Origin of the sequence: Collinsella stercoris DSM 13279, assembly GCF_020735465.1 — a bacterium.
Lineage (GTDB): Bacteria > Actinomycetota > Coriobacteriia > Coriobacteriales > Coriobacteriaceae > Collinsella > Collinsella stercoris.
In genome coordinates, this window is record NZ_CP085935.1 from 1,864,902 (window position 1) to 1,880,398 (window position 15,497).

11 protein-coding genes and 1 tRNA gene are annotated in these 15,497 nt (G+C 63.1%); 3 read left to right on the plus strand and 9 right to left on the minus strand.

Translation table 11 applies throughout. The annotated features are described in order from the left end of the window. The first annotated feature begins 33 nt into the window (after positions 1 to 33). A complete protein-coding gene (gene pknB, locus LK434_RS07890) occupies positions 34 to 1,992 on the plus strand; it encodes a Stk1 family PASTA domain-containing Ser/Thr kinase (RefSeq protein WP_006721986.1) in 1,959 nt (652 codons plus the stop codon). A 610-nt stretch (positions 1,993 to 2,602) separates the two neighbouring features. Here pknB and LK434_RS07895 read toward each other — a convergent pair. The 9 genes from LK434_RS07895 to LK434_RS07935 all read right to left on the minus strand — a co-directional run bounded on the left by LK434_RS07895 (position 2,603) and on the right by LK434_RS07935 (position 12,553). Continuing rightward, positions 2,603 to 2,678: transfer RNA gene (locus LK434_RS07895), tRNA-Arg, on the minus strand. A gap of 156 nt (positions 2,679 to 2,834) precedes the next feature. Beyond that, positions 2,835 to 3,215 (minus strand): DUF956 family protein, encoded by a 381-nt coding sequence (locus LK434_RS07900; RefSeq protein WP_040361762.1) that lies wholly within the window; start codon positions 3,213 to 3,215, stop codon positions 2,835 to 2,837. 548 nt (positions 3,216 to 3,763) lie between these two features. Next, positions 3,764 to 4,684: a PTS system mannose/fructose/sorbose family transporter subunit IID gene (locus tag LK434_RS07905; RefSeq protein ID WP_006721983.1), complete on the minus strand. Its 921-nt coding sequence runs from the start codon at positions 4,682 to 4,684 to the stop codon at positions 3,764 to 3,766. A gap of 19 nt (positions 4,685 to 4,703) precedes the next feature. Then, complete coding sequence (locus tag LK434_RS07910) at positions 4,704 to 5,519, minus strand: PTS mannose/fructose/sorbose transporter subunit IIC (RefSeq protein ID WP_006721982.1); 816 nt, start codon at positions 5,517 to 5,519, stop codon at positions 4,704 to 4,706. A gap of 10 nt (positions 5,520 to 5,529) precedes the next feature. Beyond that, on the minus strand, positions 5,530 to 6,522 hold the full coding sequence (locus LK434_RS07915) for a PTS sugar transporter subunit IIB (protein ID WP_006721981.1): 993 nt from the start codon (positions 6,520 to 6,522) through the stop codon (positions 5,530 to 5,532). A gap of 269 nt (positions 6,523 to 6,791) precedes the next feature. Beyond that, positions 6,792 to 8,720 carry an ABC transporter ATP-binding protein gene (locus LK434_RS07920; protein WP_006721979.1) on the minus strand — a complete coding sequence of 643 codons (1,929 nt, stop codon included), beginning with the start codon at positions 8,718 to 8,720 and terminating at the stop codon, positions 6,792 to 6,794. 1 nt (position 8,721) lies between these two features. After that, the gene (locus tag LK434_RS07925; protein WP_006721978.1) at positions 8,722 to 10,551 is read right to left on the minus strand and encodes an ABC transporter ATP-binding protein; all 1,830 of its coding nucleotides are present in this window, start codon (positions 10,549 to 10,551) and stop codon (positions 8,722 to 8,724) included. Between the two features lie 421 nt (positions 10,552 to 10,972). Then, positions 10,973 to 11,341 (minus strand): hypothetical protein, encoded by a 369-nt coding sequence (locus LK434_RS07930; protein WP_040361760.1) that lies wholly within the window; start codon positions 11,339 to 11,341, stop codon positions 10,973 to 10,975. 153 nt (positions 11,342 to 11,494) lie between these two features. Next, the gene (locus LK434_RS07935) at positions 11,495 to 12,553 is read right to left on the minus strand and encodes a YeiH family protein (protein WP_006721975.1); all 1,059 of its coding nucleotides are present in this window, start codon (positions 12,551 to 12,553) and stop codon (positions 11,495 to 11,497) included. A gap of 219 nt (positions 12,554 to 12,772) precedes the next feature. On the opposite strand from LK434_RS07935, the gene LK434_RS07940 reads away from it, so the two are divergent. Together LK434_RS07940 and LK434_RS07945 are read left to right on the plus strand one after the other, a co-directional pair. Continuing rightward, on the plus strand, positions 12,773 to 13,789 hold the full coding sequence (locus LK434_RS07940; protein WP_006721974.1) for a LysR family transcriptional regulator: 1,017 nt from the start codon (positions 12,773 to 12,775) through the stop codon (positions 13,787 to 13,789). Between the two features lie 318 nt (positions 13,790 to 14,107). Further along, entirely contained in the window at positions 14,108 to 15,343 is a 1,236-nt protein-coding gene (locus tag LK434_RS07945; RefSeq protein WP_006722195.1) for an IS256 family transposase, read from the plus strand. Positions 15,344 to 15,497: the final 154 nt, after the last annotated feature.

The following is a 15,497-nucleotide window of genomic DNA, read 5'->3' on the forward strand; positions in this document are numbered from 1 at the left end:
GCTCTGCGGATTGACTGATGAGGAGAAAGAGAGATGGCAGAGGCACAGCGCGTACTTGGAGGCAGGTACCTGCTCAAGGACAAGGTGGGCAACGGAGGCATGGCAAGCGTGTTCCGCGCTCAGGACCAGGTCCTCGATCGCACGGTCGCCGTCAAGATCATGCTGCCGCAATACGCCGGCGACGCCACGTTCGCCGCGCGCTTTAAGCAGGAGGCTCAAGCCGCCGCCGGTCTGCAGAGCCCTTACATCGTGGGCGTGTACGACTGGGGCAAGGACGGCGACACGTACTACATCGTCATGGAGTACCTGCGCGGCACCGACCTCAAGAGCGGCATCCGCAGCCACGGGGCGCTCGACCCCAAGAAGGTCGCGCAGATCGGCTCGCAGATCTGCGGCGCACTCTCCGTGGCCCACAAGCACGAGATCATCCACCGCGACATCAAGCCGCAAAACATCATGGTGCTGCCCGACGGCAACATCAAGGTGATGGACTTTGGCATCGCGCGCGCCAAGAACAGCCACCTCACGCAGGACAACAACGTGCTGGGCACCGCGCACTACGTCTCGCCCGAGCAGACGCGCGGCCAGGACCTGGGCCCCACCTCCGACATCTACTCGCTGGGCGTGGTGATGTACGAGTGCGCCACCGGTCGCGTGCCCTTTGACGGCGACGACGCCATCTCCGTCGCCCTCAAGCAGGTCAACGAGCTGCCCGTGCCGCCCTCGCAGGTCAACCCCGGCGTCGACCCCGCGCTCGAGCGCATCATCCTCAAGTGCATGGAAAAGGACGCCGCCAACCGCTTCCAGACGGCGGACGAGCTCCGCGAGGTGCTCAACGCCTACGCCGCGGGCCGCGCGGTGGACGTTGCCGAGCCCACGCACGTCATTGCCGGCGCCGTGCCCATGGGAGGCATGGGCGGCACCGAAACGCGCGTGATGGGCGACGCCACGCAGGCCATGATCCGACCCGCCGACGGGGCACCCGGCTCCACCGCCGCCGGCCCGCGCATGGGCGTGCCGAGCCCGGGCACCAGAAACGGCAACTACGAGGAGCCCAAAAAGTCCAACCGCGGCAAGATCGCCGCTGCCGTGATCGGAGTCATCGCCGTCATCGCCGCCATCGCGATCTTCGCGAGCGGGCTGTTTGGCGACAGCAAGATGGTCACCGTTCCCAACGTGATCAATTACACGAAGGACGAGGCGGAGAAGACGCTTGAGGCCGCCGGTTTTGAGGTCGAGTACGGCACACCCGTCACCGACGAGGAGGTCGAGAAGGGGAACGTCGTCGACCAGACCCCCGACGGCAATCGCGAGGCCAAGGAGGGCTCGACCGTCAAGCTGATCCTCTCCAAGGGACCCGAGCCCACCGAGCAGGTCGAGGTGCCCAACCTCACCAACATGACCCGCGAGGAGGCCGAGTCCACCCTTACCTCCCTCAACCTCAAGGCCCAGGTGCACGAAGAGGCCAACGAGGCCGACGAGGGCAAGGTCTTTAAGCAGGGCACGAACACGGGCGAGATGGTCGATGAGGGCTCTACGATTGAGATCTGGGTCTCCACCGGCCCCGACACGGTCGACGTGCCCGCCATCACCGGCTACACCGAGTACGACGCCACCGCCGCCCTCGACAAGGCGGGGCTTGCCTACAAGGTCGCGTACGATTACAGCGATTCCGTGGGGTCCGGCCTGGTCATAAGCTATAACCCCGGCGGCAACGTGGCCCCCGGCACGGTCATCGAGATCGTGGTCTCCCAGGGCCCCAAGCCCGTCGAGAAGGTCAACGCCCCCTACTACGTGGGTGAGTCCGCAGCGACCGCCGCACGCGACCTCAAGGCGCTTGGTTTTGCCGTGACCATCCAGGGTCCGGCCGACGGCGTGGTAACCGCACAGTCCGCCTCCGGGTCGCTGAACAAGGGCGCGAGCATCACGCTCACCACGCAAGCCGCCAACTCCGGTGGCGACGGCGAGGGCACCGAGAGCGGTGAGGACTAGGCGCTGAGCCACTCGTAGGGTGGCGGGGGCGCCTCGCGCTCAACGGCACCTCCGCCACCCCCGGCGCCCCCGGCGCTGCCCCGTCGCCCTCAACGGCGCACCGGCCGCCCTCACCGGCGTCTCGCGCACAAGGCACGCTGCACTCAAAGGGCCTCGGACTCACCGGCACCCCGCCCACGATCAGCAGGCCTTGTTTCCGGCGCCGACACCCTCAACGACGCCCCATCCACGGGCCGCAGGCCCTGTCAACGGCGCGCCGGCTGCAACTTCGACGTGCCAACTAAAACCTCGATGCACTAATCGCAACTTCGGCGCACTACGAGAAACTCGATGCACCTGTGAACCATTTTTCAACCCGAATATGGTTCGCAGGTGCATCGAACTTTTTTACGTGCATCGAACTCGTCACCGGCCCGACATCCACACGATGCCCTCACCGGCGCCCCGTCGCGCTCAGTGGCGCACAAGATAGACATCGGGCCGATGGAGCGCAACGCCGAAGTAGCTTGGGAATGGCTAACCGTACCAACGAGGCGCTGACAGCAAGCAGCCTCGCCGCGAACAACAAAAAGGCCAGATGAGCAATTGCCCATCTGGCCTGCGAGTTTGATGGTGCCCCCGATACGATTCGAACGTACGACACCCGCTTTAGGAGAGCGGTGCTCTATCCCCTGAGCTACGGAGGCATTGCCATTTGCAAGCGAACCTACACCAACGTCATCCCAACTCGCGATGCGCATCCTGCATGCCATCCGAAACAGGACGCTCAGCCCTCAAACGACTGCAAGCAAGCGAGCATCAAGTCCAGAGCTGACATGGTGTAAGCACGTGCAAAGGATATTCTACCGTTTTTTGCGGAACAGCGACAGCACACCTTGCTTGATCACGTCAAAGAAGCTTAACGAGCGCAGCAACTTATCCTCGGGCACATGCTCGCGCATGGCGCGCAGGGTCGCCTTGTTGTTGCGCGTGGAGAACGAAAAGCCGCTCTCACTGCCCTTGGTAAAGATGGCAAAGCGCGCGATCTTCTTTCCGCCAAACAAGACCGAGGCGGCAACGTAGTTGATCTGGTCCCACGGAATCTGGATGTAGTCCTCAGGATTCTTCTCGTTGTAGAACTCAAAGGCCTTGTTGCCCAGCATGACGGTTCCGTACGTGCCAAGTCCATGGAACGACGTGGCTTTCTCCGTGTAATACACCGAACTGTTCTGCGACTGGGCCATACGCGTCCCGCCCTCTCGTTCAATCTGCCGGGAGCGCACCAACGCCCCCATTCGTTCAATCTGCCGGGGCGCGCCAACGCCCCCATTCGTAGAAATTGAATCCGGCTCGCCCTCACACGCGCAAGCGCGAGCTGGGTCCAATTCCTTGTCCAACCCTCGGCATTCCCATCGACCTGAGAAGGGTCCTCCATCTCGGCAGGTCCAAATTCCTTTCCTTGCCCTCGGTATTCTCGAGTTCCAAGCCCTCCCTAAGTCTAATAGTCCCGAGGACCAGGCCCTCTCCAGCCCGTCGACCCCGAGGGCCACCCCCTCCTCTGAGTCCAAAAGCTAAAATCCAAGCTCGCTCAGCGCCCGCCGGTCCCAAGGCCAAGCCCCCTCGTGAACAGGCACATCGCAAGCAAAACCCGTCGGGCGCGTCTCGCGGGTCAAAACCCGCATCGAACCCAACCCCCCCTGATGGGAAAATCGCGCCCGTCACCGATGGTAACCCATGGCGACAGGCGCGACATCAGGCACAAGCGCTTACACGCACTCGCTACCGAACTGCCTTACATGATGCCGAGCAGGCGGGCAACGATACCCACGGCGAACAGGGCGATGATGATGACGATCGGGGAGACCTTCTTCTTGAGCAGCTTGCAGCACAGGAGCGTGAGGCCCACGGCGGCAAGGCCGGGGATCAGCTGGTCGAGATTGGCCTGGAGCGTGGTCACCTTGGCGGCCTCGAGGCCGGCGGGACCGAGCGCCGCGAACTGGCTCAGGGCCTGATGGATGCCCTCAGCACCCGCGGGCAGGTTCGCCCAATCGATGTAGGCGCCGGGGGACTGCTGAACCGTGGAGACGACCGGAGTGAAGGAGATGCTCACCCAGCGCTGCACGAGCGCGCCGATGATGAACATGCCCAGAATGGAGGCACCCTCGGTGATCTTGCCCATCAGACCGCCAGAGAGATCCTTGGTGATGGAGGTACCAACCTTGTAGCCGAACTCCTGGGTGTACCAAAGGAACGCGATGCGGATGATGTTCCACGCGAAGAAGAACAGCAGCGGGCCCATGATGGAGCCACCAAGGGCCAGGGAAGCGCCGAGCGCGCCGAGGATCGGGCGAAGGGTGAACCAGAAGACGGGGTCGCCGACACCGGCCAGCGGGCCCATCATACCGACCTTCACGCCCTGGATCGCAGCGTCCTCGACCTGAGCGCCGTTGGCGCGGTCCTCCTCAAGAGCGAGGGTTACGCCGATGACGGGAGCGGACACGTACGGATGTGTGTTGTAGAACTCCATGTGACGCTTGAGCGCCGCAATCTGGTCCTCCTTGTTGGAGTAGAGCTTCTTGATCGCGGGGATCATAGCGAAGCACCAGCCGCCGTTCTGCATGCGCTCGTAGTTCCACGAGCCCTGCAGGAACTGATGACGCATGCACACCGACATGCGGTCGGACTTGGAAAGCTGAACCTTGTTCTCTGCCATGATGTACGTCCTCCCTTCCTTACTCGTAATCGTTCAGGATGTCGCCGAGCGGATCGCCGGTACCGGCAGAGCCGCCGCTGTTCTTGGCCAGGTCCTTGAGGCCGAGGTACAGCAGGGCGAGGGACACGCCGATGACGCCGAGGGCGATGAGCGTGAGCTGCTTGATAGCGGCGAAGACGAAGCCGAGCGCGAAGAACGGCCAGACCTCCTTGGTCGCCATCATGTTGATGACCATGGCGTAACCGACGGCAGCGACCATGCCGCCGCCGACGGCCATGCCGCCGGACAGCCATGCGGGCATCATGTTGAGCGCGTTAGTCACAATCTCGGGCGAGACGAAGCACAGGGCCACAGCCGGGATAGCGATGCGGGCACCCTGCATGAGGATAGCCAGGATCTGCCACATCTCAATGCCCTTGAAGTCGCCCTTCTCGGCGGCGGCATCCATAGCGTGAACTATGGGGATGGCAAGCGTGCGGCAAATCATCGTCAGGAACAGGCCAGCCACGGACAGCGGCACGGCGAGAGCGATGGAGGTGGTGATGGCGGTCTGCGAGTCGGCCGTGCCACCGTCGAGCGCGAGCACCATGATGATGGCGGACGCAACGGAGGCCAGGGCCGCATCGGGCGCGACGGCGGCGCCGACGTTCGCCCAACCGAGGGCGATCATCTGCAGGGAGCCGCCGAGCATGACGCCCTCCTGCAGGTGGCCGGACACGAGACCGATGAGCGTGCAGGCCACGAGCGGCTGGTGGAACTGGAACTCGTCCAGAATACCCTCCATACCGGCCAGCAGCGCGATGATGGCGATCAAAACGATCGAAAGTGCTGACATATTCCCTCCTTTACTGGGCGGCCAGCTCGGACTTGGCCTTCTTGATCATCGCGTCGAAGGACTCGGCGGAATCGGCCGGGACCTTGCGGATATCGAAGGTGATGCCCTTGGCAGCAAGCTTCTCGAGCGTCTCGACATCGTCGTTATCCATGGCGATGGCGTTGGTCACGACGACCTTGCCCACGGAGTGGGCCATCGAGCCGAGGTTGACCTCCTTGATGTCCACGCCGCCCTCGACCGCGCGGAGCAGGTCCTGCGGGGTCTCGAACAGGAGCATGGCCTTGGTGGCGCCGAAACGCGGGTCCTTGGCGACCTCGATCATCTTCTGGACCGGGACGACGTGGGCCTTAACTCCGGGAGGCGCGGCCTCCATGATCATGGACTTGCGCAGGTCATCGTGAGAGACGGCGTCGGACACGACGATGATGCGATCGGGGTTGGTCATCTTGGTCCACGTGGTTGCCACCTGACCGTGGAGCAGACGGGTATCGACACGGACGAGCACGAACTTGATATGACCGTCGCCCAGGACCGTGCCCTCGGGGATGGCGCCCTGATGGACGGCCGGCGCCGCGACTGCCGCGGGCTTGGCCTCCTCAGGCTCGAGAGACTCGGGCTTGACGCGAACGCCGGCGCGGGCCTCGGAAATGACGTGCTTGGCGATATCGTGGGCAGACTTGGACGCGTCGAAGCGAGCAGTGTACACCTCGACGAGCATCGGCAGGTTCACGCCGGTCAGGATCGCCCAGTTGGGGTGGGCGTCGAACAGACCGCTGATCTGGTTGAACGGGGTGCCGCCCCACAGATCGACGAGGAACAAGACGTCCTCGGGATCGTCGAAGGAAGCAACCGCCTCTTCCACCTTCTGGCGGAAGTCATCCGGACCCATGCTCGGCATGAGGGAAACCGTGGCGACGTTGGGCTGATCACCAAAGACCATCGAACCGGTCATCTTGAGACCCTCGGCCAAGTCACCGTGGCTTGCCAAAACGATACTTACCATCACACAACCTCCTTTGTTGTTACACGATTTGAACACAACAATGGTGAGTCTAAACCGCTCACGGCATGCATTCAACCCTTTAATGATGCAGGAAAATACTCGTCCCCGCATAGGCTCCGATGGATTATACGGATTATCTGGTACTTTGTTATCGATGCCACTTTGTTCAGCGAGGAAAAATCTGCCACCCGAGATTTTCCCGGGTGGCAGATAAAAGACACCTGTTGCTTACCGAGGCGGCTCACGCAGCGCACTGAGCCCCGCGCGCCTTATGCGAACTGGCTGCGGTACAGCTCCGCGTACGGCCCGTTCTCCGCGAGCAGCTCCTCGTGCGTGCCCTGCTCGATGATCGTGCCGGCGCGCATGTGCAAGATCAGGTCGGCGTCCACGATGGTGCTCAGGCGGTGGGCGATCACAAAGCTCGTGCGACCGTGCATGAGCGTTTCCATGGCGCGCACGATGTCGCGCTCCGTGCGCGTGTCAACGCTCGACGTCGCCTCGTCCAAGATGAGGATCTTGGGGTCGCACAGGATCACGCGCGCGATGGTGAGCAGCTGCCGCTGGCCCTGCGAGATGTTCTCCGCGTCGTTTTCCACCCGCGTGTCGTAGCCGTCGGGCATGGTGCGCACAAAGTGGTCCACGTGGGCCATCTTCGCCGCGGCGACGATCTCCTCGCGCGTCGCGTCCGGGCGACCATAGGCGATGTTCTCGGCAATCGTCCCCTCGAACAGCCACGCATCTTGCAGCACCATGCCAAAGTTCTGACGCAGCGCCGCGCGCGTGAGCTCATGGGTGTCCACCCCGTCGAGCGCGATACGCCCGCCGCCGATCTCGTAAAAGCGCATGAGCAGGTTGATGAGCGTGGTCTTGCCCGCGCCCGTCGCGCCCACGATGGCGATCTTCTGACCCGGCTCCACGTGGAACGTCACATCGCGCATGAGCGGCTTTTCGAGATTGTAGCCAAAGCGCACGCGCTCAAAGTCCACACGCCCCTCGACGGACGCCGGCAGATGCGCCGCGGCCTCGACTGCCGGGTCGGGCTCGACCTCCTCCTCGTCAAGGATGTCGAACACGCGCTCCACCGAGGCAAGCGCGTTTTGCAGCGTGTTGATGGTGAACGACAGCTGCGTGAGCGGCTCGGACACCTGGTAGATGTAGTGGAAGAACGCCTGGAACACGCCGATGGTGATCTGACCGCCCACGAGCATGCCGCCCGCCACCATGGCGATGATCACCTGGGCCAGGCGGATGATGAAGCGGATGAGCGGGCTGATGGCGTTGGTCACAAAGTCCGCGCGGCGGCTCGCGGTGGCGAGCTTGTCCGCCAGCTCATGCACCTCGGCCGAGCTCGCCTCCTCGCGGTTGAAGCTCTTGATGATCAGGCGGCCCGAATAGGCCTCCTCAACCGTGGCGGTGAGCTTGCCCACGTAGCGCTGGCGCTCGGCGGCCAAGCGCAGCGTCTGCTTGGACACGTATTGCGTCACCAGCGTGGAGAGCAGCGCGAACACCAGGAAGATACCCGTGAGCAGCAGGCTGTAGCGGCACATCATGATAAGCGCGCCGATGATGGTTCCCACCGCGCTCATGAGCTTGAGCAGGCCGGTCTGCAGCACCTCGGACATCTTGTCCAGGTCGTTCGTCGCGCGGCTCACCACCTCGCCGGGCTTGTGGCCGTCAAAGAACTTGAGCGGCAGGCGGTTGAGCTTTTCGGCGATGCTCGTGCGCAGGGAGAGGTTGAGCTTTTCGGCAAAACCCGCCATGACAAAACACTGGACCGAGTACAGCGCGCAGGCGCCCGTCCAAATGCCAAAGTAGATGGCGAGCTCTTGGCCGCCTGTGTCCCACGTGACCGTAAAGGTACGCCCCGCCGCAAAGGCCGCCTGGATGTTGGCCCACAGCACGTCGATGACATGCGCGCTGTACGCGGGCGCAGCTACATGGAAGCCGGTGTAGAGCAGGATGGCGGCGATCACCACGCCAAAGCGCCAGCGCTCGCCCTTGGCGGCCGACCACAAGCGCTTGACCGTGCCCAATGTGTCCTTGGGAACCTCAAGCTCGTCCTCGGGCTGCGCATCGGGCGTCATGGCGCGGGCGTCCTCGATGGCACCGCGGGCGCGCTCCTCCTCCAAGCGGGCGTTTTCGGCGAACAAGGCGTCCTGCTTGTCCTTCCTGCGCAGGGGCTTCTTGTTCCATGCCATGCTACTCACCTCCCTTCATCTGGCTGTTGGCGATCTCGCGATACACCTCGCACGTCTCCATGAGCTCCTCGTGCGTGCCCTTGCCCTCAATGCGGCCGTCCTTGAGCACGATGATCTGGTCGGCGTGCAGAATCGTGTTGATACGCTGGGCGATGATCAGCACTGCGGCGTTGCGCGTCTCGGGCTTGAGCGCGCGACGAAGCGCGGCGTCGGTCTTGAAGTCGAGCGCGGAAAAGCTGTCGTCGAAGATGTAGAGGTCGGCGTGCTTCATGAGGGCGCGCGCGATGGCCAGGCGCTGACGCTGGCCGCCCGAGAAGTTCGTGCCGCCCTGGGCAACCGGCGCCTCGAGTTTTTCGGAAAGGCCCCACACGAAGTCGGACTGAGCCACCGCGAGCGCATGGCGCATCTCCGTCTCGGTGGCACGCTCGTTGCCGTAGCGCAAGTTGCTCGCCACCGTGCCACTGAACAGCCATGCCTTCTGCGGCACGTACGCGATGCGCTCGCGCAGGTCGTGCTGGGTCAAGCTGCGCAGGTCGGCATCCTCAAAGCGCACCGTTCCACCCGTCGCGTCGTGCAGGCGCAGCAGCAGCTTGGCGATGGTCGACTTGCCCGAACCGGTGGAGCCGATGATCGCCGTGGTCTGCCCGCGTCGGCAGGCGAAGTCGATATCGTGCAGGGTGTCCTCGTCGGCATCGGCAAAGCGGAAGGACGCGTGGTCGAATTCCGCCACCACGTTTGACGCGTTGACCGTAGGCGAGGCGGACGGCATGGCCTCGCGGGCGCCCTCGCCAGAACCTTCGTCACCCGCGTCCGCGTCCGTCGGCAGGGTCTCGCTGCCAGCCGCGACGCCTTCCCCTGCCGGCAGGCTCCCGTCGCCGTCGACGATGCTCGGCTGCTTGTTGATGACCTCGGCACAGCGCTGCAGGCACACGATGGCGCGCGGCACCATCAGCGCCACGAACTGCGCCATCATGATGTAGAACATGATGAGCATGGCGTACTCGACCACGGCGGAGATGTTGCCGATCTCCATTGCGTGAGCGCCCACGCGGTTGCCGCCGAGCCACATGAGCAGCACCTCGGCGATGTTCATCAGGCAAAAGCTAAAGCAGTCCACGCCGGCGAAGATCCAGTTCACCTTGATCGCGGCGTTCGCGTAGTCGCTGAACACGCGGCCCATGCGCCCCTCTTCGTGGTGCTCCTTGCCAAAGGCGCGGATCACGCGCACGCCGATGATGTTCTCGCGCAGCACCACGTTCATACGGTCGATAAAGCCCTGCATCTTCTCAAAGATGGGAGCGGCGCGACGCACGGCGATAACGGCAAAGACCATGACCACCGTGACCACGGCAAGCATCATGGCGCCCATCTGCGCGTCGATTTGGAACGCGAGCACCGTGCCCATGACGCAGATGATCGGCACGGGCAGCATGGCCTGTGTGGAGAGCATGACCGTCTGCTGGATGACGTTGATGTCGTTCAAGGTGCGGGTGATCATGGAGCCGGTACCGAACTCCTCAAAGTCGCTGCCCGAGTAGGCGAGCGAGGCATCGTACACGGCATTGCGGATATCGCGACCCACATAGGAGGCGAGGCGAGCGCACAGGTAATTGCCCAGCAGGGCGCCGCCGCTCGCACAGCAGCACGCAACGAGCATGCGCAGGCCCTGGGAGACAATGAAGTCGGTGCCGCCGCTCGTCACGCCCTGGTTAATCATGCCCGCGAGCATGGTGGGCACGTACAGCGTTCCGGCAACGTCGAGCAGCAGCGCGGCGAGCGTTGCCGCAACGAGGGCCTTGTAGGGTTTGATGGTTTGCCACAGCAGCTTCATTCGCACGTCCTCCCCATAAGCCGCAGGTAAATGACATGAAATTCCACTATATCATGCCGCGCAGCGCGACGCATACTTTTAACACGTGCAAGCGCGGGACGGGACCCACGATTGAAAACACGGAAAGGAGCTGCGGGGGCACGAGAAGCACCAGACGGCACAGACAACAAAATCGCGCGTGCGGGCGCACCAAGAGACGTTCAAGGTTGACGCGAACAAGTGCTACCCGCCCCGCATGCGTCACCCATACAATTGCAGGATGTCTTGGAACGGCATGAATAGGCGCCCCATCCCTTGGAAGGGATGGGGCGCCCATGCCTCAGGCATCCAACGCTTCACGCGACGCGGCAGCCTTCACGGCCACACGGAGCGTCGCCGTCTACGGGGCCGCTTGGGCCCCAAGCCTGTCGGGCGGCGTCTCCTACTCAGCCTCCTCAACAGCAGGCTCCTCAACGGACTCCTCAGCCTCAACGGGCTCGGCGCCGGGGCGCACCCAGCCCTCCTGGATTGACTCGAAGAACGTGGCCCCATCGGCAAGGTCGTGCACGCTCTTGCCGTCGAGCCAGGGCAGCTCGACCAGCTCGGGCAAGGTGGTCACAAGTTCGGAGCAGTCGACGAAACGGCCCTTGTCATTCAACTGCTCGCAGTCCTGCACGCGCCAATACCCATCGGTGTGGGTGACATAGTACTCATGGCCGTCGACGTCCATGAACACGCGCGTCTTAGAGCGGAGGTAGGACAAAAGCCCCTCGAAATCCAAGGAGATCTCCTGATCAGCCTTCATTCCCATAGTTGGCTCCTATCTGTCGGGCGCCCGGACCCGACGCCGGGCGCTTGCATAACCGATGCTTCCATCTTTCCCGCCTTACGCACGTTTTACGAGCAAAACTTGGTGGACGGCTCTTTTGTTCGAGCAACGGTATGCATACGAATGGCGCCCGACCTACCAAATGCCAAGCAAGTGCTGCATGCCCACACTCACCAGCGTGATGCCAATCCAGCAGCACAGACCCATGAAGATAGGCTTGCCGCCCGTCTTAACCAGCTTGACCACATCGGTGTTGAAGCCAATCGCCGCCATGGCCATGACAATGAAGAACTTGGAGAGGGTCTTGATGGGAGCGGTCACGGTAACCGGCAGGGCGAATACGGTGGTGATGACGCTCGCCAAAACGAAGAAGAGGATAAAGAACGGGAAGATCTTCTTGATGTCGAACGTGCCCGCTGCCGCGCCGTCGCCCTTGCCCATTTCGGTGGCGCGCTTTGCCTGTCGGACCTGCCAAAAGGCCAGGAACAGCGTAATGGGAATAATCGCGAGCGTACGGGTGAGCTTGACGATCGTGGCATGGTCGAGCGCGTTGGAGCCGGGGTGCATGCCGTCCCACGCCGCCGCCGCGGCGGTCACCGACGACGTGTCGTTCACGGCGGTGCCGGCGAACAGGCCAAAGCCCTCGTTGCTCATGCCGAGCACGCCGCCAAGCGTGGGAAACACCAGCGCGGCGATAATGTTGAACAGGAAGATAACACTGATTGCCTGGGCGATCTCCTCGTCGTCCGCATCGATGACCGGAGCCGTGGCGGCGATAGCGGAACCGCCGCAGATCGACGAGCCCACACCCACGAGCGTCGATATCTTGCGCGGGATGTTCATGACGCGGCACAGGACAAAGGAGATCACGAGCGAGGTCGTGATGGTGGAGACAATGATGGGCAGCGAGCTGGCGCCCACCTTGGCGATCTGCCCCAAATTGAGTCCGAATCCGAGCAAGATGACCGCATACTGGAGAATCTTCTTAGAGGTGTACTTGATGCCCGGGGCGGCGGCTTCCGCAACACCCGAGCGCTTACGCAGCACGTGTCCCATCACCATGCCGATGAGAATGGCGAAGACGGGACCACCGATGACCTCGAATCGCCTCCCCAGCAACCAGGCCGGCACCGAGATCACCAACGTCAGCGCCACCCCGCGCCACAGGTCCTTGAAATCCTTGAAGAGCTCCACACATCCACCTTTCCGAACCTCAATGTAGCAACGTGCTCCTCTTGAGGTTTCTCGCATTGAGGCTTGTATTCACCGCTATGCCCACTTGAGCGAGCTACGAAGCGGCACCCGTGTTGTCGAAACTATGGTAGGACCTTTATCTATAATTATTTCTATCTAATTAGTTATAGTTTCATTAGATATCTTTATTATATAAGAAAGAGCAGACGGGAAACAAGCATGCTTGATTACCGCACCCACACCTTCTTGGAGGTCTATCGGCAGCGCAGCTTCACGCAAGCCGCAGCCTCCCTCATGATCACGCAGCCCGCCGTCTCCCAGCACATCAAACAGCTCGAATCGCACTATGGATGCCCGCTATTCACCAAAACGGGCCGCGGCATCGAACCCACGCCCGCCGCAGACGTGCTGTATCAGAGACTTCTTGCCATGGAAAACGACGAGGAGAGATTGATCACCGAGGTAGGGAACCTCGCAGCGGAGCCCACAAGGGCCCACACCGTGCCACTCAAGTTCGGCTGCACGCGGACCATCGCCGACTTCACGGCGCCGAAGCTCATGGCAGTCCATCTCACTCGGCACCCCAACAGCTCTATCACCATGCGCGCCGGCAACACGCGCGACCTAGTGGGGGCGCTCGATCGGGGCGACATCGACTTCGCGCTCGTGGAGGGCTCATTCGACCGCGAGCGCTTTGACTACGAGATCCTCTCGCGCGAGCCGTATATCACCATCGCCGGAAGGGCAGGCGCAAAAGGGATCGTCACTCCCGGGGCAGGAGGAGGCGTCGCGCACGGGGCGGGCACTAAAACCGAGGTCGGCAACCCAGCAGATGCCGAACAGGGCGACTCCCCCACAGAGTTTCGAACCCACGTTGCCCGGCCCAGCTCCATTCGCGACCTTCTTGGCGAGCGCCTCATCCTGCGCGAGGCGGGATCGGGCACGCGCGAGATCCTCGAAAAGCACCTGGCGGCGCGCGATCTCGCCGTGACGGACTTCGCGGGAGTCGTCGAGCTCGAGAGCATCCCGACCATCAAGGCATGCGTGCGAAGCGGCGCGGGAATAACGTTCATGTATCGCGTGGCAGCAGCAGAGGAACTCGCCCGAGGGGAGTTCGTGGATATTACACCTGTCGACTTCTTTATCGAACACGACTTTTGCCTCATCTGGCAACGGGGCAGCCAATACGCACCACGATATCGCGCCCTCTGCAAAGCATGGCGCAGCCTACCGTGAGCCCTCATGCCGCGGGCGATCAAAAAGCGACGCACAACAGGTTGCGACAAGTACGACAGGCTGCGACGACATCTACTTTTGCTCAAAGTGGCTAAAAACTACCGTTTTGTATCGCTCTCCTCATGCCAACGCCGCCTTGAAGGCAACTTAGAAGGCGCAATCCGAGGGCGAGCGCATCAAAACGAGACGTTTTACCCGAAAAGACGCGTGTCTGGGGTCGCGTCCGTAAAGTGGTGTAAATAGCAAAGGCGAGCCAGAGGCCCGCCGACCAAGTAAACTTGCAATCGCCAAACCACAACGATTACTTGGAGGACGAGCATGGCTCGAATCAATCTTACACTAGACCAGGACGAGATCCTCTCCCTTCTCGCCGGCGACACCGGCGGCGCGTTCGCGGCCCTGCTGCAGAAGTCCCTGAACGCGGTGCTGCTCGCGGAGTCCGACGAGCAGCTCGGGGCGGCCCGCTACGAGAGGGCCGAGGCGCGCACCGACGTGCGCAACGGCACGAGGGAGAGGCCCCTGGCGACGCGCGTCGGCACGATCGAGCTGACGGTCCCGAGGCACCGGAACGCGCCGTTCAGGACGCTCGTCTTCGACAACTACAGCCGCAGCGAGGCCGCGCTGGTCACGACCATGGCCGAGATGGTCGTCTCCGGCGTCTCCACCGCCAAGGTCGGCAGGGTCATGGAGACCATCTGCGGGAAGAGCTTCTCGAAGCAGTGCGTCTCCGAGGCGTGCCGCGACCTCGACGCGATCGTCGGGGAGTTCCTCGCGCGGCCCATCGAGGGAGACCACCCGTTCCTCATGGCGGACGCCACCTACATCAAGTGCCGCGAGGGCCACAGGGTCGTGGCGAAGGCGCTGCTCGTGGCCATCGGGTTCACGCCGGACGGCCGCAAGGAGGTGCTCGGCTTCGAGGTCGCGGACGCCGAGACGACCGAGAGCTGGACGCGGTTCCTCGCCGGGCTGCGCCGCCGCGGCCTGTCGGGGGTCCGGCTCGCGACCACCGACGCGCACGAGGGGCTCGTCGCCGCGCTGCAGTCCGTGTTCCCCGAGGTGCCCTGGCAGCGCTGCCAGGCCCACTTCGCCCGCAACGTCGTCGACGCCGCGCCGAAGCGCCTGAGGGTCGGGCTGCGCGGCGAGCTCGCGGAGATGTTCAACGCGAAGACCATGGCGGAGGCGCGTCGCAGGCGCGACGAGATCGCGGCCGACTACGCCGGGGCCGCGCCCAGGGCGGTCGAGCGGCTCGACGCCGGGTTCGACGACGCGATGACGGTGATGGAGCTGCCCGAGGCGCTGCGGCGGGTCGTGCGGACGTCGAACCACCTCGAGAGGCTGAACGGGGAGGTGAAGAGGAGGTCGTCGGTGGTCAAGGTGTTCCCGAACGCGGACTCGATAGCGAGGCTGATCGGGGCCGTGCTCATCGAGGAGGGCGAGCGCTGGGCGGCCGGTCGCAGGCTGTTCTACTCGCCGGCCGTGAAGGAGCTGCAGGGCGTGGTCCCGCGCCTGGAGGTCATCGCGCGCGAGCAGCGCCAGCTGAGGCTCGCGGCATAGGAGAAAGCGGCGGTTGCGAATTTACACACAAAAATGGACTTGACCGTGTCTGGGCGTCTCGTCGGGCATCCCGCGAACCCAAACACCGGCGAGCCACGATGCTAAGAATACAAAACGGTAGTTTTTAGCCACTTTGAGTCAAGCCTTGTCTCTT

Bases quoted from the DNA above. Each gene is read 5' to 3' on its own strand.
- pknB (WP_006721986.1), top strand. From the start codon at position 34: ATGGCAGAGGCACAGCGCGTACTTGGAGGCAGGTACCTGCTCAAGGAC.
- LK434_RS07900 (WP_040361762.1), bottom strand. From the start codon at position 3,215: ATGGCCCAGTCGCAGAACAGTTCGGTGTATTACACGGAGAAAGCCACG.
- LK434_RS07905 (WP_006721983.1), bottom strand. From the start codon at position 4,684: ATGGCAGAGAACAAGGTTCAGCTTTCCAAGTCCGACCGCATGTCGGTG.
- LK434_RS07910 (WP_006721982.1), bottom strand. From the start codon at position 5,519: ATGTCAGCACTTTCGATCGTTTTGATCGCCATCATCGCGCTGCTGGCC.
- LK434_RS07915 (WP_006721981.1), bottom strand. From the start codon at position 6,522: ATGGTAAGTATCGTTTTGGCAAGCCACGGTGACTTGGCCGAGGGTCTC.
- LK434_RS07920 (WP_006721979.1), bottom strand. From the start codon at position 8,720: ATGGCATGGAACAAGAAGCCCCTGCGCAGGAAGGACAAGCAGGACGCC.
- LK434_RS07925 (WP_006721978.1), bottom strand. From the start codon at position 10,551: ATGAAGCTGCTGTGGCAAACCATCAAACCCTACAAGGCCCTCGTTGCG.
- LK434_RS07930 (WP_040361760.1), bottom strand. From the start codon at position 11,341: ATGGGAATGAAGGCTGATCAGGAGATCTCCTTGGATTTCGAGGGGCTT.
- LK434_RS07940 (WP_006721974.1), top strand. From the start codon at position 12,773: ATGCTTGATTACCGCACCCACACCTTCTTGGAGGTCTATCGGCAGCGC.
- LK434_RS07945 (WP_006722195.1), top strand. From the start codon at position 14,108: ATGGCTCGAATCAATCTTACACTAGACCAGGACGAGATCCTCTCCCTT.